At 68.6% G+C, this 20,201-nt stretch carries 18 protein-coding genes; 12 read left to right on the top strand and 6 right to left on the bottom strand.

The window, feature by feature from the left end; genetic code table 11:
* Positions 1-42: 42 nt before the first annotated feature.
* On the bottom strand, positions 43-759 hold the full coding sequence (locus tag AMA02S_RS16650) for an SDR family NAD(P)-dependent oxidoreductase (protein WP_067458864.1): 717 nt from the start codon (positions 757-759) through the stop codon (positions 43-45).
* 77 nt (positions 760-836) lie between these two features.
* Between AMA02S_RS16650 and AMA02S_RS16645 the strand changes: the two genes are divergently transcribed.
* Positions 837-1,523 carry a TetR/AcrR family transcriptional regulator gene (locus AMA02S_RS16645; RefSeq protein ID WP_067458861.1) on the top strand — a complete coding sequence of 229 codons (687 nt, stop codon included), beginning with the start codon at positions 837-839 and terminating at the stop codon, positions 1,521-1,523.
* Here AMA02S_RS16645 and AMA02S_RS16640 read toward each other — a convergent pair.
* On the bottom strand, positions 1,449-1,913 hold the full coding sequence (locus AMA02S_RS16640; RefSeq protein WP_084265203.1) for a 2-thiouracil desulfurase family protein: 465 nt from the start codon (positions 1,911-1,913) through the stop codon (positions 1,449-1,451). The two genes, AMA02S_RS16645 and AMA02S_RS16640, sit on opposite strands and share 75 nt — an antisense overlap.
* Before the next feature lie 84 nt (positions 1,914-1,997).
* On the opposite strand from AMA02S_RS16640, the gene ctaD reads away from it, so the two are divergent.
* The 4 genes from ctaD (at position 1,998) to AMA02S_RS16620 (ending at position 7,995) form a co-directional block, all read left to right on the top strand.
* Complete coding sequence (gene ctaD / locus AMA02S_RS16635; protein ID WP_067458855.1) at positions 1,998-3,647, top strand: aa3-type cytochrome oxidase subunit I; 1,650 nt, start codon at positions 1,998-2,000, stop codon at positions 3,645-3,647.
* Positions 3,648-3,885: 238 nt separating this feature from the next.
* Positions 3,886-6,336, top strand: a complete 2,451-nt coding sequence (locus tag AMA02S_RS16630; protein WP_067458852.1) for a nitrate- and nitrite sensing domain-containing protein — start codon at positions 3,886-3,888, stop codon at positions 6,334-6,336.
* Entirely contained in the window at positions 6,336-6,725 is a 390-nt protein-coding gene (locus AMA02S_RS16625; RefSeq protein WP_067458849.1) for a DUF742 domain-containing protein, read from the top strand. The genes AMA02S_RS16630 and AMA02S_RS16625 overlap by 1 nt, the downstream gene beginning before the upstream one ends.
* Positions 6,706-7,995 carry an ABC transporter substrate-binding protein gene (locus AMA02S_RS16620; protein ID WP_067458846.1) on the top strand — a complete coding sequence of 430 codons (1,290 nt, stop codon included), beginning with the start codon at positions 6,706-6,708 and terminating at the stop codon, positions 7,993-7,995. Before AMA02S_RS16625 ends, AMA02S_RS16620 begins: the two co-directional genes overlap by 20 nt.
* Before the next feature lie 4 nt (positions 7,996-7,999).
* Here the strand turns inward: AMA02S_RS16620 and AMA02S_RS16615 are convergent, their stop codons facing one another.
* The 3 genes from AMA02S_RS16615 to AMA02S_RS16605 all read right to left on the bottom strand — a co-directional run bounded on the left by AMA02S_RS16615 (position 8,000) and on the right by AMA02S_RS16605 (position 10,680).
* Positions 8,000-8,818 carry an SDR family oxidoreductase gene (locus AMA02S_RS16615; protein WP_067458843.1) on the bottom strand — a complete coding sequence of 273 codons (819 nt, stop codon included), beginning with the start codon at positions 8,816-8,818 and terminating at the stop codon, positions 8,000-8,002.
* A 49-nt stretch (positions 8,819-8,867) separates the two neighbouring features.
* Positions 8,868-9,881 (bottom strand): AurF N-oxygenase family protein, encoded by a 1,014-nt coding sequence (locus tag AMA02S_RS16610; protein WP_067458840.1) that lies wholly within the window; start codon positions 9,879-9,881, stop codon positions 8,868-8,870.
* Positions 9,882-9,972: 91 nt separating this feature from the next.
* The gene (locus AMA02S_RS16605; RefSeq protein ID WP_245667578.1) at positions 9,973-10,680 is read right to left on the bottom strand and encodes a TetR/AcrR family transcriptional regulator; all 708 of its coding nucleotides are present in this window, start codon (positions 10,678-10,680) and stop codon (positions 9,973-9,975) included.
* Between the two features lie 216 nt (positions 10,681-10,896).
* Between AMA02S_RS16605 and AMA02S_RS41800 the strand changes: the two genes are divergently transcribed.
* Positions 10,897-11,088, top strand: coding sequence for a hypothetical protein (locus AMA02S_RS41800; protein WP_157430618.1), 192 nt, complete (start codon positions 10,897-10,899; stop codon positions 11,086-11,088).
* A 340-nt stretch (positions 11,089-11,428) separates the two neighbouring features.
* Here the strand turns inward: AMA02S_RS41800 and AMA02S_RS41795 are convergent, their stop codons facing one another.
* Positions 11,429-12,112, bottom strand: a complete 684-nt coding sequence (locus AMA02S_RS41795; protein WP_157430617.1) for a hypothetical protein — start codon at positions 12,110-12,112, stop codon at positions 11,429-11,431.
* A 66-nt stretch (positions 12,113-12,178) separates the two neighbouring features.
* On the opposite strand from AMA02S_RS41795, the gene AMA02S_RS16600 reads away from it, so the two are divergent.
* From AMA02S_RS16600 to AMA02S_RS16575, 6 genes are all read left to right on the top strand, one after another.
* Positions 12,179-12,439, top strand: coding sequence for a hypothetical protein (locus AMA02S_RS16600; RefSeq protein WP_157430616.1), 261 nt, complete (start codon positions 12,179-12,181; stop codon positions 12,437-12,439).
* Positions 12,440-13,143: 704 nt separating this feature from the next.
* Entirely contained in the window at positions 13,144-14,307 is a 1,164-nt protein-coding gene (locus AMA02S_RS16595; RefSeq protein WP_067458831.1) for a helix-turn-helix domain-containing protein, read from the top strand.
* Positions 14,304-14,837 carry a hypothetical protein gene (locus AMA02S_RS16590; protein WP_067458828.1) on the top strand — a complete coding sequence of 178 codons (534 nt, stop codon included), beginning with the start codon at positions 14,304-14,306 and terminating at the stop codon, positions 14,835-14,837. The genes AMA02S_RS16595 and AMA02S_RS16590 overlap by 4 nt, the downstream gene beginning before the upstream one ends.
* A gap of 614 nt (positions 14,838-15,451) precedes the next feature.
* Positions 15,452-16,264 (top strand): ABC transporter ATP-binding protein, encoded by an 813-nt coding sequence (locus AMA02S_RS16585; RefSeq protein ID WP_084265201.1) that lies wholly within the window; start codon positions 15,452-15,454, stop codon positions 16,262-16,264.
* Complete coding sequence (locus AMA02S_RS16580) at positions 16,261-18,768, top strand: ABC transporter permease (RefSeq protein ID WP_067458822.1); 2,508 nt, start codon at positions 16,261-16,263, stop codon at positions 18,766-18,768. Before AMA02S_RS16585 ends, AMA02S_RS16580 begins: the two co-directional genes overlap by 4 nt.
* Before the next feature lie 209 nt (positions 18,769-18,977).
* Positions 18,978-20,189 carry a pyridoxal phosphate-dependent aminotransferase gene (locus tag AMA02S_RS16575; protein ID WP_067459172.1) on the top strand — a complete coding sequence of 404 codons (1,212 nt, stop codon included), beginning with the start codon at positions 18,978-18,980 and terminating at the stop codon, positions 20,187-20,189.
* Positions 20,190-20,201: the final 12 nt, after the last annotated feature.

Here is a 20,201-nt window from a genome sequence, read left to right as displayed (position 1 = left end):
GCCGTCACGGCGGGGCCCTTTCCTATTTGTGCGGAGTGCGCGTTATCCGAGAGCGTTGAAGGTTGCTTCGGGGCTGGCCTGGTCCGTGTAGAGGCCCCAGGCCGCTTCTGCGATTTTGTCTGGGTCGAGCGTTCCGACAGCGAGGCCCGACAGATCGGTCTGTTGGGATGTGAACAGGCGGTGGATGTCGCCGCGTTCGATGAGGCCACCGATGGTCAGTGTTCCCGCGTAGATGCCCTGATCGGCCAGAGCGGCGTTCAGGGTGAGGGCATAGTTGCGCAGGGCGGCGGATGAGATCGCGTAGCTGCCGATGGCGGGGATCGGGACGACAGAGCTCAGCCCGCCGGCGAAGAGCAGCCCGCCGCGACCGCGTTCCAGCATTCCCGGCAGGACGGCGCCGACAGTGTCGAGTGCGGGATACACCCAGCTCATGGCTTCCTCAGCAGCGGGCACGTCCGTCGAGGTGATGGGGACCGGGCGGGCGTCCGGGTCGGCCGCGCCAGGGCCGTAATAGACGACGTCGACGGTGCGCTGGGCGGCGATGGCGTCCAGAGTGGAGCGCAGGGCCGTGCGGTCGCGGACGTCGGCAGGGTGGGATGTGGCTTCGATGCCCGCGTCGGCGAGGGCCGAGATGTAGCCGGAATGACGGGCCCCGTTGCGGGAGACCAGGGCGATGCGGTGCCCTTCACGGCCGAAACGGTGCGCGATGGACATGCCGAGTCCAGGGCCGGCACCGATGACGATGGTCGTCGCGGTCATGGTGACTCCAATAAATTGAGGGTACCCTCAAATTAGCACAGAACTTGAGGGTGTCCTCAATTTCGTAGGATGGAGGTATGTCCGGGAAGAGCAGACCGAGAGCCGACGCGGCGCGCAATCGAGACAAGCTGGTCGTGGCGGGCGCCGCGGTCTTCGGCCGGCGTGGGCTGGATGCGCCGTTGGAGGAGGTCGCGCGCCGGGCAGGGGTCAGTATCGGGACGCTGTACAACCACTTCCCCACGCGTCAGGATCTCTTCGACGCGATCTTCCCGGCCCGCCTGGCCGCGCTGGATCGCGTCTACGAGTCGGCGAAGGCGGCCCCTGATCCGTGGGACGGGTTCGTCGCCTTCATCGAGGGCCTGTTCGCCCTTCAGGCCGAGGATCGTGGGCTCAACGAGATCCTGGTCCGGCGTTTCCCGGCGGCGTCAGAGGTCAACAATGCGTGCGGTCGCGGGGCCGTGCATGTGGCGGAGATCATCGAGCGGGCCAAGGAGTCCGGGCGGCTGCGCGGCGACTTCGAAGTTCAGGACTTCGTCACGCTGATGTGGGCGATGTCCCAGGTCATCCGCGAGTCCATGGACGTCGCCCCAGATGCGTGGCGCCGTTGCCTGGCCTTCTATCTGGACGGACTGCGCGCCGAAGCCGCGCACCCCCTGCCCGTCCAGGCCCTGACCGGCGAGCAGGTCGCCTCAGCGGGACTCCCATTCGCGCAGCAGGGCCTCGACGGCGGCGAGGTCGGTCTCGGGGAAGACGCGGATACCTGACCTTTGCAGAAGGGCTGCGGTGAGTCCTTGGCCTCCGGTCTTGCGGCCGGTGAACGTGCCGTCGTGGATACGGGTGCTGCCACAGGAAGGGCTTCCCTCCTTTAGAAGGGCGAGACGGGCGCCGGTGCGCTGTGCGGTCTCCAGTGCGAGGTGTGCGCCTCGGAGGAAGGCTTCTGTTACGTCCTGGCCGGCGCTGGTGAGGACGCGGGACTCGACGATCTCGGCGGGTGGGCGCGGGACGGGAAGGCCACCGGCGACTTCGGGGCAGAATGGGACGAGGCGGCCTTCGGTGCGCCAGCGTTCGAACAGGTCGTCACCCACGGGCTTGGCGCCGCCGTCGTATCGGACGGGCCTTCCCATCAGGCAAGAGCTGACCAGTATGCGCTCCACACTTCCCAGCCTACTGTGATGCCTTGCGTCCCTCTGGGCACGGGCGAATAGTTGGGGGGCACCCCCGTACCCAGGGAGACCGGCATGGTCCTTCTCGGCCGTCCACTCCCGGAGGCGTCCGCCGCGCGGCGCCCCCGGGGCTCGGTTCTGGTGTCCTGGCTGACCAGCACGGACCACAAGGTGATCGGACACCTGTACCTGATCACGTCGTTCGGCTTCTTCCTGCTCGCCGGGCTGATGGCGGTGGTCATCCGCGGCGAGCTGGCCTCACCCGGACGGCAGCTGGTGAGCAACGAGCAGTTCAACCAGCTGTTCACGATGCACGGGACGGTGATGCTGCTGCTGTTCGCGACGCCATTGTTCGTCGGTTTCGCGAACGTCATCATGCCGCTTCAGATCGGGTCGCCGGACGTTGCGTTCCCGAGGTTGAACATGCTCAGCTATTGGCTGTTCCTGCTCGGTGGGCTGATCGTGTTCGCCGCGTTCATCTCGCCGGGCGGTGCCGCGAGCTTTGGCTGGACGGCCTATGCTCCGCTGACCAGCCAGATCAGGTCGCCGGGCGTCGGCGCCGATTTGTGGATCATGGGACTGGCGCTGTCCGGTTTCGGGACGATCCTCGGGGGCGTCAATTTCATCACCACGATCATCGGGATGCGGGCGCCGGGAATGACGATTTTCCGAATGCCGATCTTCACCTGGAACATCTTTCTGACGAGCCTGCTGGTCCTGATGGCGTTCCCCGTCCTGGCGGCGGCGCTGCTGGCGCTGGAGTCGGACCGGCGGTTCGGCTCACACGTGTTCGACGCGGCGGCCGGGGGAGCGCTGACCTGGCAACATCTGTTCTGGTTCTTCGGGCACCCCGAGGTGTACATCATCGCGCTGCCGTTCTTCGGGATCGTCACCGAGGTCATCCCGGTGTTCAGCCGCAAGCCGCTGTTCGGCTATTTCGGGATGGTCGGGGCGACACTCCTGATCGCGGGGCTGTCGATGACGGTGTGGGCACACCACATGTTCACCACCGGTCAGGTGCTGCTGCCGTTCTTCTCGTTCATGTCGTTCCTCATCGCCGTGCCGACGGGAGTGAAGTTCTTCAACTGGGTCGGCACGATGTGGCGGGGGTCGCTCAGTTTCGAGACGCCGATGCTGTTCGCGGTCGGTTTTCTGGTGACGTTCCTCTTCGGCGGGCTCACCGGGGTGATCCTGGCGTCACCGCCGCTGGACTTTCATGTACAGGACTCCTATTTCGTGGTGGCGCATTTCCACTACGTCGTCTTCGGGACCGTCGTGTTCGCGATGTTCTCGGGCTTCTACTTCTGGTGGCCGAAGATGACCGGGAAGATGCTGGACGAGACGTGGGGGAAGGTGCATTTCTGGTTCCTGTTCATCGGTTTCCACACGACGTTCCTCGTCCAGCACTGGCTGGGCGCCCAAGGGATGCCGCGCCGCTACGCGGACTATCCCGACGAGTTCACGGTGCTGAACCGCGTCTCCAGTGCCGGGGCGCTGATCCTCGGGGTCTCGACCCTGTTCTTCTTCTACAACGTGTACCGGACGGCCCGGCGTGGTGTTCGTGTCGAGGCCGACGATCCTTGGGGGTACGGCAATTCTCTCGAATGGGCGACGTCCTGCCCTCCGCCGAGGCACAACTTCACGTCGATTCCGCGGATCCGCTCCGAAAGGCCGGCGTTCGACCTGCACTATCCGAAGGTTCCCGAGAGCGGCTCGGGCGGTTAGCGGTGGTGCCGGTGTTTGACGCGCTCGGCGCCAGAACTCTCGCGTGCCGTACGCAGGTCATCACGCTATTTCCTGCATTGGAGGTCGAGAATAGCAGCTATAACGCCACCGTAACAATCGAAGTTTTCGAGACAGATCAGACGAACATTTGGCGTCGGTCCGGCTACGGTGCGGCGAACGGTGAGCTGCATCCCAGGGGGCGGCCGAGGTTGCGTTGCGGATGCGGCGGGGAGGCGTGATGGTCCGGCGGACACAGTCGGTCAAAACGAGGATCGTCTTACTGCTTGTCCCGCCGATCGCGGCACTGGTCGTGCTGTGGGTGTACGCGGCGGCGACGACACTGGGCGACAGTCTCCGGCAGACCAGGGCGCAGACCTTCACCGACAAGGTCATCAAGCCCACCGACGCCATGATCGCCGCATTGCAGGACGAGCGCCGCATGTCCCTGTCCTACCTGGGAGACGAGGCCACGATCGGCCGGTCAGGCTTCGACGCCCAGCGGGCGCGCACCGACCGGACCCGGACGGCGTTCCGCAAGGCGGCCGCCGACTCGTCCATCCGTGGCGCGGCGACCCCCGAGACCCGGCGCCGGATGGTCGACCTGGCCGAGTCGCTGGGCGAGGTCGAGAGCGTGCGCCGCTCGATCGACCAGGGGCTCATCGACCGCGCGGAGACGCTGGGCAGGTACACGGCGTTCATCGACCGGGCCGCCGAGATCTACGAGGAGCCCCGCTCCGCCGACGAGCGCATCGTCCGCGACACGCGGCTGCTCATCGGCCTGGAACGCGCTCGCGAGAATCTCTCCCGGGAGGACGCGCTGGTCACCGGCGCACTCGCGGCCCGCAAGATCAGCGATGCCGAACATCTGCGGCTGGTGCAGTTCGCCGGGGCGCGCACCTTCCTGTACGACGACTCGATCCGCTCCCTGTCGGGAGCCGACCGTGTCCAGTACGACGCGATCGTCGCCAGTCCCGAGTTCACCCTGTTCCGGAGGCTGGAGGAACGCCTTATGCAGGCGGGCGCCACCGAGGGGCGTCCCCTGGTGGACATCGGCGCCTGGCACACCTCCACCGAGAGTGTGAACGCGCAGTTCGCGAGCCTCTCCTCCACTATCCGCTCGGCCACCGCCGAGCGCGGCGCGCAGCAGGCGGACTCGGTCCTGCTGCGGCTCTTCCTCGCGGGCGGTGTCGGGCTGCTCGCCGTCGTGGCCGCCGTCGTCGTCGCCGTCCAGATGGGGCGGCGGCTGATCAGCGAGAGCCGCGACATGGCCGAGACCGTCACCGTGTTCACCCGCGACCGGCTGCCGCTGATCAGCGAGCTGGTGCGACGAGGGCAGCCTCTCCCCGCGGGCGAGGCCCCGCCTGCCATCGCTCCCGCGCCGGCGGACGGGCTGATGGACGACGCCACGCCCCCGGACGGGACCGCGATCAGCGGCGCGCGCAGGGACGCGCGAGAGGGGCCGGTGTTCACCGTCACCGAGATCAGGCGGATCGACGAGGCGTTCGCCGAGGCCCGGCGCGCCGTCATCCGCGCGTCAGCCGGGGAGGCGGCCGCGCACCAGCGCCTCAACGACGTGTTCGTCACCCTCGCCCGCCGCAACCAGTCCCTGTTGCAGCGGCTGCTCGGGCGGCTGGAGGCGATGGAGCGCGGCACCGAGGACCCCGACGCGCTGGCCGCGCTGTTCGAACTCGACCACCTGGCGACGCGGATGCGACGGCACGCGGAGGGCCTGGTCATCCTGTCCGGCCGCCCGTCCGGGCGGACCTGGCGGCATCCCGTCCGGCTGATGGACGTGGCGCGCGCCGCGGCGTCGGAGATCGAGGACTACACGCGGGTGGAGGTCGTCCCGATGGGCCGGGCCGCGTTGCTCGGCCGCGCCGTGGCCGACACCATCCACCTGATCGCCGAGCTCGTCGAGAACGCGGCCGCGTTCTCCCCGCCGAACACGCGGATCCGGGTGACCGGCGGGGAGGTCGCGCACGGCTTCGCGATCGAGATCGAGGACCGCGGGCTTGGACTTGAGCGTGATGAGCTCGCGCGGCTGAACGAGTTGCTGTCCGGCGATCCCGAGCTGAAGCTCGACGATTCGGTCCAGCTCGGACTCTTCGTCGTCGCCCGGCTCGCGGCCCGGCACGGGATGAGGGTCTCCCTGCGCTCCTCGGCGTACGGGGGCGTCGTCGCGATCGTGCTGATCCCGCATGCGCTGGTGGTCGAAGCGGGCCCGGAGGGGGCGGGCGGGTCAGGCGAGTACCGACCGCTGGTCGCGGTGTCCCGCACCCCCGTGGAGCCGGCGGTGGAGCAGGCGCAGCTGACACCGCGGTATGCCTCCACGTCGCCGCTTGCCGTCCCGCCACAGCTCGCGGTCCCGCCACCGCGCCGGGAGGAGGACCGGGCAGGGGACGGCGGGCCGGAGCGGCAGCCCCGAAGCGCACCTGAGATCGGAGCGGACGGGTTGCCCAGGCGCCGGCGGCAGGCGAGCCTGGCACCGCAGCTCAGGGAGGCCCCGCCCGACCCGTCCGGTGAGCAGGAACCGGCCGAGCGGTCGCCGGAGGCCGCGCGCAGCATGCTGTCGAGGATGCAGAGCGGCTGGCAGCGCGGCCGCGAGGACGCCGCCGGCCCTGCCCGGATCGGTCCGGCCGACCCGGGTGCCGAACCGGAGACGCCGCCCGCCGGGCCGGGCGGTGAGTGATGCCCGACGAACCCGGAGAGCCGGAGGAGTTGTGGGTCGACGAGATGGCCGGGCCCGTGCTGCGTCCGTTCGCCGTCGCCCGGGGGCGGACCAGGCAGGCGGACGCCGACCTCGACCTCATCGCGATCGTCCGGACCGCCGAGGTGCCGATACCCGACCCGAGCACGCTGGGCACCGAGGACGAGCTGATCCTCGACCTGTGCCTGCGGCCCCGGTCGGTCGCCGACCTGGCCGTCGACATGGCACTGCCGGTCGGCGTGATCCGCGTGCTGCTGGGCGACCTGTTGCGCCGCGGGCTGGTGACCGTGCGACGGCCCGCCGGAGCCGGCGGCGGGCGGCCCGACCCGCGCCTCCTCAAGGAAGTGATCGATGGGCTCCGTGCGCTGTGAGCTGCCGAGGCTGAGGTCCCTGCTCGCCGGCGCCGTGCTGCTGGCGGCGGTCTCGGCGGCGGGTTGCGGCGGTTCGGACGGTGGAGGCGCCGAGTCGGGCGTGAGCCGCGAGCCCTGCCCGCGCCCGGTGAACAAGGAGCACGGCTGCATCTACCTGGGCATCATCTCGGACCTGTCCACCGGCCCCTTCAAGAGCCTCGGAACGGCGGTGACCAGGGCGCAGCACGCTTTCTGGGACCGCGTCAACCGGCAGGGCGGCATCGGCGGCTACGACATCGACGCGGTGACCTACGTCCGTGACAACCATTACGAGGCGCGCGTGCACGTCGGCGCCTACAACGAGATCAAGGACAAGGTGCTGGCGCTGGCGCAGACGCTCGGGTCGCCCGAGACCGACGCGATCCTGGCCGACCTGCGCGCGCGGAAGATGATCGCGCTGCCCGTCTCCTGGACGTCCCGGTGGGAGTTCGAGGACACCATCGTCGAGTCGGGTTCGTCGTACTGCTTCGAGGCGATGAACGCCGTGGACTACGGCGCGGACGAGTACCAGGCCAGGAGCGTGATGGCGATCCACTACTCGGGCGACTACGGCGAGGACGCGGCGGCCGGTGCGCGCATCGCGGCGGAGGCGCGCGGGCTGTCGTTCACGGACGTGCCGACCGGGCAGGGGACGGCGGCGCAGGAGAACGCGGTCCGTGCCGTCCTGTCCCGCAAACCGGACCTGGTCGTGCTCAGCACGGGTCCCGCGGACGCCGCGGCCATCATGGGCAAGGCGGACGAGGGCGGCTTCGGTGGCCGCTTCATCGGCAACAACCCGACCTGGGCCAGGAACCTGCTGTGGCACCCGGCGGCGAACGCGATCAAGAAGCGTTACCTTCAGGTCGGCCCCTGGAAGCCGTTCGCGACCGACTCGCCCGGCCACACCGCGATGCGGCAGGCGCTCGGGCAGACGCAGGCGGACGACGCACTCGTCTCGGGGTGGGCGCTCTCTTACCCGCTGAAGGCGGCCCTCCAGCAGGCGGTCAAGGACAAGAACCTGTCCCGCGAGGGGCTCCTCCGGGCGGTCCGCGAGATCAGGTTCGTGGACTATGAGGGCATGCTCCCCGCCGAGGCGGGGAACTCCGCGGGGTCCCCGAACACCTCGGCGTTCCGCAAGACGGTGTTCGCCCGGCCGGACCAGCACGAGTTCACCGGAATCAAGGTGATCACCGATTTCACGGCCGGACCGACCGCGGAGAGGTACCGGCTGACCGCGCCCTGCGCGGGATGAGCCGTCACGTCCCGGAGCGGATACGGTTCACCGCGATCTGCGCGACGCGGACGGCGCCGCCGGGACTGAGCCGGACACCTCGCCAGGCGGCCCGGCCGTGCGCGGGCGCGACGATGAGCGCCTGGTTGCGTGCGACGCCGCGCATGACGTCGCGCGCGAGCTTGTCGGCCGTGTAGAGGCGCGGTGACGCCTTGGCGATGTCGCCGGTGGCGTCGCCGCTCATCGGCGTCTCGGGCAGGTCGGGGTTGACGTTGTGCAACAGCGGCGTGTCGACGAAGCTGGGGCAGACCACGCTGACCCGGACGCCGCGTCCGGCGGCTTCGGCGCGCAGCCCGAGGGACAGGCCGACCACCGCGTGCTTGGTGGCGGTGTAGGGGATACCGACCGGCATCGGGACGAGCCCGGCGAGCGAGGCGGTGTTGACGATGTGCCCCCCGCGCTGCTCCAGCATGATCGGGTAGGCGGCGTGGACGCCGTGCACGACGCCCTTGAGGTTGATGTCGATGGCACGGTTCCAGTGGTCGAGGGTGAGTTCCTCGGCCAGACCGCCGATCGCGATGCCGGCGTTGTTGAAGACGAGGTCGAGCCGTCCGTGCTCGTCCCGCACGCCCGCGTACAGTTCGGCGACGGCCTCGGCGTCGGTGACGTCCAGGCGGGCGGCGGCCGCCTTGCCGCGGCCGAGGGAGTTCAGCCGGTCGGCGACCGTGCCGGCGCCCTCGTCGTTGATGTCGGCGACCACGACGGTGTCGCCGCGTGCCACCAGGGACGTGGCGATGGCCCGGCCGATGCCGGAGGCGCCTCCGGTCACGATCGCGATGCTCATCTGCGCGCTCCGCTCGGTGCTCGATGCTGGGTGTCTGCGCCGGCCATGCTCAGGCGGCCCGGCCGTTGGACGACGACGTCTCGACCGAGCGACGCGTCCTCGGCTCGTCCCAGATCCCGAACGCCTTCCAGACCTGCCGGCCGACCGGGCTGATCACGCCGAGCTCGGCCATCAGGTCGCGGATCTTGCCGACCGAGTTGGAGATCTCCGCCTGGGACGCCTCGCTCTTGTACGCCGCGCGGACGACGTCCTTCGGGATGCCGAAGTGCCGGACCATCGGCCCGGGCGGGGACAGCATGATCCGCGCCATCACGCCGAGTACCACCGGGGTCGCGACGCCGAGGATCCGGCGGCGCAGCGGGTTCATGCCCGGCACCCGGTGTTTGAGGTAGTGCCGGGCGAAGGAGATGTGCCGGGCCTCCTCCGCGATGTGAATCTTCATGATGGTCTCTTCGAGCGGGTGCTTGATGTGCCCGCCCTTGAGTGACTTGCGCTGGACGTAGTCGATCGGGTCCTCGCCGCCGAGCACGAACACGAAGAACATCTCCGTGTTGATCAGCGGGATCCACGGGGCCGCCTGCGCGATCAGGCTGAGCGAGCGCGGCATCCCGCGGATCGGCATCTTCGTCCGGTTCACGAACTCCTGGAACATCATCCCGTGATGACATTCCTCGGTCGTCTCGTGGTAGACGTAGCGGAACTCCGGCCGGCCGTTCGGCAGCCGGTAGGCGTAGTTGAGCAGCCCCCGCTTCAGCAGGTTCTCGAACTGCAGTCCGATCTTCATCGCGGTGGCCACCCGCCACAGCCCGATCTGCGACTGGACCTCCGGCGGCTGCGACTGGTACCAGGCCGTCTCGCCGAGACGATCGAACGGCGGCAGCACCCAGCGCGGGTCGTTCTTGTCGACCGTGAACTCGGGGTCGTCCCAGGGGATGTCGGCGTAGGCCTCCCAGTGCTTGTCCACCGACGCCTTGTTCAGGCGGTCGATGACGGCGAGGTAGGACTTCTCGTCCTTGACCTGCTCGCGGACCTCGTCGGCGAGTTCGGTGGGGGCTTTCGGCATGTCGGACTCCCTCGGGGGTGGTGCCGGCGGCGTCGCCGCCCGTCTTCTCGATGTAGGGGATGGGGGCAGGGATCTCGTCGCGTCGTCGGTGTCAGGCCGTGGCCCGGGCTTCAGCGTCCTCGCTCGCCCGGGCCGCGGGAGGTGTCTCCTCCGCGGGCTGGCCGGGCTCGGGGACGACCAGCCGTGCGATGTCCTTGATCTGGCGGAGCACGGCCGTCTGGTGACCGCTTGCGTCATCGTCCAGCGCGTTCTGCACCGACAGCCCGACGAACATCGCGAACACGCCGCGCAGCATGGTGTCGGTGAAGTCGGGTGTCAGTGTGTTCGCGGGGAACAGCCGCTCGAACGTTTCCAGGATCACCTGAAGGATCCGCTCGTTCAGGTCGCGGCAGAGCGGACGTAGTTCCTCGTCGGTGCGCGCTGCCACGGCCAGTTCCACCAGCGCCTTGGCCGGAGGCTCGCGGAACACCTCCCAGAGCAGGTCGAGTGCTCCCGCCACGTTGCGCCGCTCCTCCGGCAGCACTGCGAAGGCCGTCTCGTACGCCAGCCGCTGCGCCTCCAGGAGGTGTTCCAGGGCCGCGGCGACCAGGACCATCTTGGTCGGGTAGTGGTGTTGCTGCGCGCCACGCGAGACGCCCGCGCGGCGGGCCACCTCGGTGGTGGACGTCCCGGACCAGCCGAGGTCCACCAGGCACTCCATGGTGGCCTCCAGGAGCCTGGCCTGCGTGCGGGACCGGCGTTCCTCCTGCGTACGACGGCCGCCGTCGTGGCGGCGACGTCGGCGGCTGCTGACTGACACCCCTCGACGGTACGAGCGACACATACAAGCAAGCAAGCCTGCATGTATGTTGGCCACATCACAATTGGACAACGCGTCTGACTGCTGGTCTATGCGGATCCATGCCGGTCCATGCGGGTTCGTTTCGGCCACTCAACGCCATGCTCCGTTCATGCGGTCTATACGGGTCCACCGCCGTCTGGTCGGACCCGGTCGCATCGCCCTACGCCCCGATGGATGCGGGCCCGACACCTCGCCCGCCTGGAAGCCTGGCGTGCCGCCGGCGGCAACCGCGCCCGCTACTGGGAGCTGGTGACGGACTGGCTCCGCGAGAAGCGGTGCACCCGATCGCCGCGCCGTGACAACACGGGAGGCGGGCGGCGCAGGACCCCGTCCGCCTCACCGTTCAGTTCCCTATCAACGCACTAGGGATATGGTCGTCCAAGTCCGCGACAAACGACTCACCATGCCAAGGCCGCAGCTCCATCCAGGCCTGCGCAAACGCTGAGCCGGAACCCGCCCCCGAGTCACCGCAGTGAGATCCACACACTCGTGGTGTTGCTCGGCCGCTGCTTCAGGAGCACCTGGCTGATCCGTGCGCAGACGCGCCACGGCGCGATCGGTCAAAACGATGCCCCGTTGCACGCTCTCGCGTGAACTCCCCAACGCTCGGGCCGCTCTAGCCAATTGCCGCTCGGCCTCCTCGGCCTCCCCTAGATTGATCCCGCAGACCCCCTCAAAGCCACGCAGCCGATCCCTGCTGAAAGCCTCACCCATCGGATCCCCGGTGGTGTCGGCGTCCAAGTCCCGCCACGCCAGATGCAACGCCGCCTGAGCATGCTTTTTCAGGCGAGTCTCCGCGTGCGGCCATCTTCGCCTCAAGAGCGCGCGCCCGTGCCCGCATCAGGACGCTCTCGCCACGCCGCGCATCCTGCACAGCAGCGCGTCCGCGAGCCGCCGTGCCCGCTCGATATCGCCGGTGGAGTAGAACGCCACCATCGTCTGGCTCGAACGGATCAGCGCACGCTGAGAAAGCCCGTTCTCGCCCCACCGCCGCGACCGCCTCGTCATACAGCGCGAGCGCAGCGGCGTCGTCACGGGTCTCAAACACCAACCGCGCGGCCAACGCGAACGCCCGACCGGCGACCAACTGCAGACGAGCCCGCACCAGAGCAGCCTGCTCGCCCAGCAACAGCTGCCGACAGGCATCCACGACCGCAGCCTGAACCAGGTGCAGCCGGACGAACGACACGCTCCCGATCTGCTCGTTCACCGAATCGGTGCTGGCCTGTAGCCCCTCGACCACAGCAAAGTCCAGGTCACCGGGGCGCGCGAGCGCTCCGGCCAGATCGGCGCGCCGAGGCGCGCCGAGAAGCGCCAGCAGGCTCGTGCCGGAATCCATGACTGCCCTGGCGACGGTAGTGCTCAGTTCACGAATCCGATCCTGATCCACGCCGAAACACGCCGACGCTTCCAGGAGCTGGCGAAAGTCCGAGCCGGGCCCTAGCTAGTGGGCAGCGTGTGCGCGTACCGCGGTGACGAGACCTTGGACGGCACGTGGATGCCTGCGGACTGCCAGGGGCCGCAGGAGGAGATCGACGCGCTGTACAGGAAGGAGCTGACCGGGCGGCTGCACCGGATGGAGCAGCGGCGCATGGCCGAGCTGCTGTTGGTCGTGGGCACGGACGAGCACGACTGGGCTCAGGCGCAGGTGTACGCCACCTTGGCCGGGCACCCGCTGGTGGAGGAGCGGAGGCTCCGGCGGTCGGCCGGTTGTTGAAGGAGCGACTGCTGCAGGCGTTCCGGCGGGCGGCCGACGACTGCACCGGCTTCCACGCGGACGACCTGGCGGACATCGCGATACGTGCGCTCACCGCGAACGGCGCGAACGGGGGCAGGCGTGATCGTCGAGGACGAGTACGGCAACCAGTGGGACCTACATGAGGTGCCCGGCCTCGACCGGAGGACTACCTCATCCAGCAGGCCAAGGACGAGGCGGAAGAGCACCGCCAGGAGCAGCACGGCGGCGGTCAGTGCGACTGCCCGGGGCCGGTGAGCCTGGCCAAGGCCGACGGGTGGTGTGACGAGCCGCCGTTCTAGGAGATGACGAGGCGCCCGCACCTCCGGTGGGGTTCGGGCCCTCTCGGGTGCCTTGGCTGGCTCGGCGGCAAAGGCGAGGCCCTGATCCATTATTGGGAGGCACTGGGCGTGTGGTGGACAGCCTTGACGTCAGCAGGGTGGCCGGATGCGGCCTGTGGATAACTGGTCTAGTTCTGGAACTGGGCTGATTCGCTGAACCTGGCTGCCCCTAGTTGGGAAATGACGTGATTCTCCTGCGGTAAGTGAACTATTGCTGTTTGACTGCATAGTCGCCCTACGTGACTTAGTGTCCATAAGGGCTTTGCTTACTCTGCGTGATTCTTTTACTCTCTAGTCAACTAAATTAGTATTGCGATTTTCGCAACTCCTGCATATACTCACTGCATGAGTACCCTGGAAGAGATCGTGCGCAACAGGGTGCGGCAGGTACTCGCCAAGTCGAGGATGTCCCACGCTGAGTTCGCGCAGAAGATGGACCTCGATCCAACCAAGCTCTCCAAGTCGCTGGCCGGCGCAAGGCGCTTCACCTCCTTCGAGTTGGTCTCCATAGCGGACCTGGGTAACACCACCATCGACTGGCTACTAGGCGGAAAAGAAGACACGGAGGCTGTGGCGGCCCGCCACGTCGACGGCGCAGTCGACGTCGAGCCTGCGATCGAAAACGCCCTGCTCCGGGCCAGGACGTACGCCGAGGTGGACAGCACACTCAGGCGCCTTGTCGAGATGCCGCCCCTGCCGCCTCTGCCGGATCCGCCGCTCGACAGCGAACCCGCCATCGCTGCCGGACCCCTCCTGGCTGGACGGGCCTTCAAGATGCTGTTCGAAGCAGACTTGGAACCTGAGGAAGTGCGCAAAGACCCGGCCACCGCAGTTGAGAAGGTCTTCGGAATTCACGTCGCCTTCGAGCCGTTCGATGATGCACTCGACGGTCTCGCGTTTGTTGCTGACGACTTCCGACTCGTACTGGTCAACAGCAAGCGATCGTGGAGTCGGCAGCGCTTCACCCTCGCCCATGAGTGCGGGCACATCTTCAGCAGGGACGGCGTCGATGCTGAAGGCGCCAGAATCGACCGTGATGTCATGCAGACGTGGGAAGGCCCTCGCCACAGGATCGAGGTACGGGCCAACGCCTTCGCTGCTGCTGTGCTGATGCCTGAGCAGAGCGTCCGGGAGCGCTTCGCCAACCACGACGTCGACGAGGAGAGCTTTGCTCGCGCGGTCGGGGCCTACCTGGTTTCCCCATCAGCGCTGGCCTGGAGGTTGGTCAAACTCGGGCTCCTGAACAAGGGTGACGCGCGTCGATACCTGAGGATGACCACAGTTCGCGCGGCAGACCTCGGAGGTTGGATCGACGAGTACTATGCGATGACTGTGCTACACAGCAGTGCCCGTAGACCCAGCGCCCTGACTCTGCACGCTGTGCAGGCATTCAACGCGGGGACGATCAGCGGGAGACCCCTGGCTGCTTTGTTCAACGTCCCAGTCGAGACCATCCTGACGCCGCCTTGTGCTGACCTGGCTGGAGAGGAGCCGGTGTTCGCACCGTGACCCCCTACGTCCTGGACACTTCTACCCTCGTCAATTTCGCGGTCGTCGGCCGATCCTCGCTGCTCATGCAGGCGCTGAAGTTTCGTGGCTGCTGGACGGCCGGAGTTGCGTGGGAAACGAGGGCGCTGTCGGACGATCTGCCGTGTGGTCAGCTTCGAATTTTGGAGGAGGGCCTGGGTGAGCCGTACTCCTTTGATATGGCTGACGCCAAGGGGATTGAGGACACTAGGCGAGCCTTGGGGGGGACGAAGCGGCTCGGAAGGCAGCACTACGGCGAAGCAGAAACGATCTACGGTGTCCGTAATCACCAGCATCTTTGCAGGGCGACGATCGTCATCGATGACATCAGCGCCGGGCATTACGCGCGTGCCCAGGGACTCAGTGTCGTCAATACCCCCTGGATCTTGAAAGCGGCCTTTTACCGACAGCTACTCGTATGCCCTGAGCCGTTTGAATTACTGCAAAAGATGCGAGCTTGCGGCAGGGGCGTATGGGCGCCAACTGATCACACTGACATCTGCCCTCCTTGACTGCCAGGACCACCGGCTCGGCTGGCTGGTCTCTCGTGCGCCGTGAGGGGCCAGGGCGTGTCGGGGTGTCCTTGCGGCTATTCGCCCCCGTCGATCACCCAGGTGTCATCCATCGGCCGGCGCCTTCGCGGTGGCCTGCCGGTTGATCGCATTCGTCCACGGCTATCACGCAGGACCTGTCCACCCATGTGCGGAAGGTGGTGCACAGGGAGGCCGCGGCGAGGGTGGTGCGGATTCTGCCGGAGCGGGCGGCTGAGCAGGTGTCAGGAACATGATCGCTACCGGGTGGTCACAGTCTGGTCGCATCCGGCGGCCCAAGAGCCCTTGTGAGGCGGATTGGAGATCGCGGTCGTGAATGAGGTATCGCCAGGTGAAGCGGGCAGTGACGATGAGGAAAAGGCTGTCGATCCTGCGGATCCTGAGCGGACAACGCGTCTGATTGATCGTCGGGACGGCAGGACGGCACTGTTCGTGTTCCGGGGCGTACCGCCCGGGCCTTAGCGGCGTACCGCACCGGGTGTAGGCGGGAGGCCCGCCGTGCCGCGCGGGGAGCAGCGCGGGTGCATCTCCTGGCCCGACGACGGACGGCACGTCCCGGCGCAACGATCCCGAACATGGGAAACGCAGCAGAGGCAAGACGGTCGATCAATGACGAGGCAGGCCCGGCCACGGCCGGTGCTTCCGCGCGGGTGAGGATGCCCAGCGGCGCCCGGACGGTGCACCTCAGCAAGGTGTACGGCTCGGGGAACATGGCGGTGCGCGCGCTCGACGAGGTGAGTGTCGAGTTCCCGGCCGGGCGGTTCACGGCCATCATGGGCCCGTCCGGCGCCGGGAAGTCCACGCTGATGCATTGCGTCGCGGGGCTGGAGGGCGCCACGTCCGGCAAGGTCTACGTGGGCGACCAAGAGCTCGGCGTGTTGTCGGACCGGCGGCTCACCAGGTTGCGGCGCGAGCGGATCGGGTTCGTGTTCCAGGCGTTCAACCTGCTGCCGACGCTCACCGCGCGCGACAACATCACGCTACCGATGACCCTGGCGGGGACGGCCCCCGACCAGGAATGGTTCACCACGGTCGTCCGCGTGCTGCACCTGGGCGAGCGGCTCTCGCACAGGCCGTCCGAACTGTCGGGCGGGCAGCAGCAGAGAGTGGCACTGGCGCGCGCGCTGGTCACCCGTCCGCAGATCGTGTTCGCGGACGAGCCGACCGGCAACCTGGACTCCCGTACCGGTGCCGAAGTACTGGACCTCCTGCGCGGAGCGGTGGACGACCTGGGGCAGACGGTCGCGATGGTCACCCACGACCCGGTCGCCGCGGGGCACGCCGACGCGGTGGTCTTCCTCGCCGACGGGCGGATCGTCGACATCATGCAGGCGCCCACGCCCGACCGGGTGCTGGACCGGATGCGCGGGCTGGGAGACCAGTCATGATCGGCCTCGTCTTCAAGGAACTCTGGGGACGCAAGCGGCGCCTGGCCGGCTCGCTGATCGCGGTCTTTCTCGGCGTCACGTTCCTGACGGGAACGCTCGTCCTCGGCGACACGCTCGCGGCCAGCATCGGCGGATACTTCTCGCGCGCCTATGGCGACACCGACGTCAGCATCCGCAACTCCACCACCGTCAGCGACGAGCCGTGGGGCGCGCGGGGGCAGATTGACGCGTCCGTCTTGGAGCGGGTGCAGAAGGTGAACGGCGTCGCCAATGCGGAGCCGTTCATCCAGGGTTCGGGTCAGCTGCTGGCGAAGGACGGGACGACGATCCAGTCGCGCGGCCCCCGGACGGCCGGCAACTGGCTCAACGACCCCAAGCTCAACCCGTACCGGCTTGCCGAGGGACGCGCCCCCCGCGCACCCGACGAGGTCGTCATCAACAAGATGTTCGCCGACGAGGGCAAGCTGAAAGTCGGCGACCGGACGGCGGTCCTCACCCCCGACCGGGTCCCCGTCACCGTCGTCGGGATCAGCAGGTTCGGCGACGAGGACGCGTTCGGCGAGACGTCCTTCACGGCGTTCAACCTCGAAGGCGCCCAGAAGTACGTCGCGCGGACTTCGGACCGCGTCACCGGTGTGTGGATCCGCGCCGCCGACGGCGTGAGCCAGGACGCGCTGGCCGCCCGGATCACACCCGTCCTCGCGCCCGGGACCGAGGCCGTCACCGGCGAGGCGCAGGTCGAGGAGGGCATAGACCTCGTCGAGAGCGGCTTCCTGCGCGTTTTCCGGATCGTGCTCGGCGCGTTCGGCGGCGTGGCGCTGCTCGTCGCGGCGTTCAGCATCCACAACACGTTCGCGATCACGATGGCGCAGCGCACCCGCGAGTCGGCGCTGCTGCGCGCGCTCGGCGCCGGCCGCCGGCAGGTCGTCACGATCGTCGGCTTCGAGGCGCTGGTGGTCGGCGCCGCCGCCACCCTCGCCGGGCTCGCGGGCGGCTACGGCTTCGCGGCGCTGCTGCGGCGACTGTTCACCCAATTCAAGATCGGGATCGCGATGGAGGGGCTCACGGTCGCGACCTCCTCGATCCTGATCGCCGTGCCGGTCGGGATGGTGGTGACGCTCGTCGCCGCGCTCGGCCCGGCGCTGCGGGCCTCGCGGGTGCCGCCGCTGGCCGCGCTGCGCGAGGTCGCGGCCGAGTCGTCCCGCCCGACCGACACGCGTGTCATCGTGGGTGGGGTGCTCGCCGCCGTGGCGGTCGGGACGGTCGTGCTGGGCGCAGTCAACGAGCAGATGGCGATGGCCGCCGCGGGCGCGGTGCTGACCGTCGTCGCGATGGTCGTGCTCGGCCCGGTCGTGGCGCGCCCGGTCGCCGCGCTCACCGGCGGCCCCGCCGCGCGGCTGCGCGGCGTCTCCGGCAGACTCGCCCGCGACAACGCGGGCCGCAGTCCCGCCCGTACCGCCGGGGCGGCCACCGCGCTGATGATCGGCGTCGGCGTGGTCACCCTGCTGACGGTGTTCATCGGCTCGCTGCGCGCGTCCCTCGAAGACGGCGTCGCCGGGTCCTTCACGGGTCCGATCGTGGTGGACAGCGGCAGCAACGAGACCGCGGGGTTCAGCACCGCCCTCGCCGGCGAGGCGGCGAAGCTGCCACAGATCGGCGGCGTCGCCGGAATCGGCGACGGCAACATGCGAGTGGACGGGCGCACCGCCAGCGTCCGCGTCGCCGACCCGTCCGCGCTGGGACGCGTCCTCGCCCTGGACGTGACGCAGGGCAGCCTGTCCGACCCGGGCACCTTCGCCGTCTCGAAGAAGGTCGCGGACGACCGTGGCTGGCGCGCGGGCTCCAGCGTCGGCGTCCAGTTCGCCGACGGCGCCCGGCAGACCCTCACCGTCGGCGCCGTCTACGAGAACGCCGACCTGACCGGCGACTACCTGGTGCCCCGCACCGTCTGGGACGCCCATACCCGGCAGCCGCTCGACGTCATGGCGTTCGTGACCCTGAAACCGGGTGCCTCGGCCGCCGACGCACGGCAGGCCCTGACCGCCCTGGCCGTACGGTACGGCGCCCCGGAGGTGGAATCGCGGGACGAGTTCGTCTCCCGCCAGACCGAGGACATGAACGGCTTCATCGCCGTCGTGTACGGGATGCTGGTCCTCGCGATCGTCATCGCGCTGCTCGGCATCGCCAACACCCTCTCGCTGTCGGTCCACGAACGGACCCGCGAACTCGGCCTGCTCCGCGCGGTCGGCGCGACCCGTCCGCAGATCAGATCGATGATCCGCTGGGAGTCGGTGATCGTCGCGCTGTTCGGCACGGCCGGCGGCCTCGGCCTCGGCCTGTTCCTCGGCTGGGGCCTCGGCACCGCCATCGGCAACCCGTTCGCGCCCCAGCCCGTCCAGGTGACGGTGATCGCGCTGGTCGGGGCGGTGGCGGGCGCGCTCGCCGCGATCCGCCCGGCCCGCCGTGCCGCGCGCCTGCCGATCCTGTCCGCCATCGCCGTGTAGCCCCCGGCCCGCGCAATCCACCCGAAGGCCGCACTTGTCACGCGAGCGCGCTACCAGTCCGCGTGAGGCGAAGCCGGAGACGAGCCTCACGCGGACTGGTCGCGATGCGATGTCGCGCTCGCCCAGCACGGTGACGGGGTGAGCAGCCAGGGGAGCACCTCGGGCCGGGATTGCGATAAATACCGCAGGGCCGTGGATATGGTATGTCCATGCAGGTCAACCAGTCGGGCAAGCTGACCAACGTCTGTTACGACATCCGCGGGCCGGTGCTCAAGCGCGCCAAGCAGTTGGAGGCCGAGGGGAACAAGATCCTCAAGCTGCACATCGGCAACCCGGCCCCGTTCGGTTTCGAGGCTCCGCCCGAACTCCTCCAGGACATGATCCGCAACCTGCCGGACGCGCACGGCTACAGTGACTCCAAGGGGATCCTGCCCGCCCGCCGGGCGGTCGTGCAGCGCTTCGAAGAGCACGGCGTGTCCGGCGTGGACGTCGAGGACGTCTACCTCGGCAACGGCGTGTCCGAGCTGATCGTCATGACGCTTCAGGCGCTGCTCAACGACGGCGACGAGGTCCTCATCCCCGCTCCCGACTACCCGCTCTGGACGGCGGCGGTCTCCCTCTGCGGCGGCACGCCCGTCCACTACCTGTGCGACGAGGACGCCGGATGGGAGCCGAGCCTGGACGACATCGAGTCCAAGATCGGCGATCGCACCCGCGCCATCGTGATCATCAACCCGAACAACCCGACCGGCGCCGTCTACTCCCGCGAGGTCCTCACCCGCGTCGTCGAGGTCGCCCGCCGCCGCAACCTCATCGTCTTCGCCGACGAGATCTACGACCGCATCCTTTACGGCGACGCCGAGCACGTCCCGATCGCGTCCCTCGCGCCGGATCTGCTGTGTCTCACCTTCGGAGGTCTCTCCAAGAACTATCGCGTGGCCGGGTTCCGCTCGGGCTGGGTGGTGCTGTCCGGCCCGAAGGAACACGCCGAGTCCTACATCGAGGGTCTGGACATACTGGCAAACATGCGGCTGTGCCCGAACGTCCCGGGCCAGCACGCGATCCAGGCCGCCCTGGGCGGCTACCAGAGCATCGAGGACCTCGTCCTGCCGACGGGCCGACTCGGCGAGCAGCGCGACCGCGCCTGGAAACTGCTGAACGACCTGCCCGGCGTCAGCTGCGTCAAGCCCGATGGCGCCCTGTACGTCTTCCCCCGTCTGGACCCCGAGATGTACCCGATCGAGGACGACATGCGCTTCGCCCTCGACCTCCTGGAGCAGCAGAAGCTCCTCATCGTCCAGGGCACCGGCTTCAACTGGCCCGCCACCGACCACTTCCGCGTCGTGACCCTCCAGTACGCCGACGACCTGGAGGACGCGGTCAGCCGCATAGGCGAATTCCTCGCGACCCGACGTGCCTGAACGTGCCGGCCA

Origin of the sequence: Actinomadura macra NBRC 14102 (assembly GCF_001552215.1) — a bacterium.
In the GTDB taxonomy this organism is placed as follows: domain Bacteria; phylum Actinomycetota; class Actinomycetes; order Streptosporangiales; family Streptosporangiaceae; genus Spirillospora; species Spirillospora macra.
Note: the sequence above shows the minus strand (reverse complement) of the source record. Positions and strands in the feature narration are given on the sequence as shown.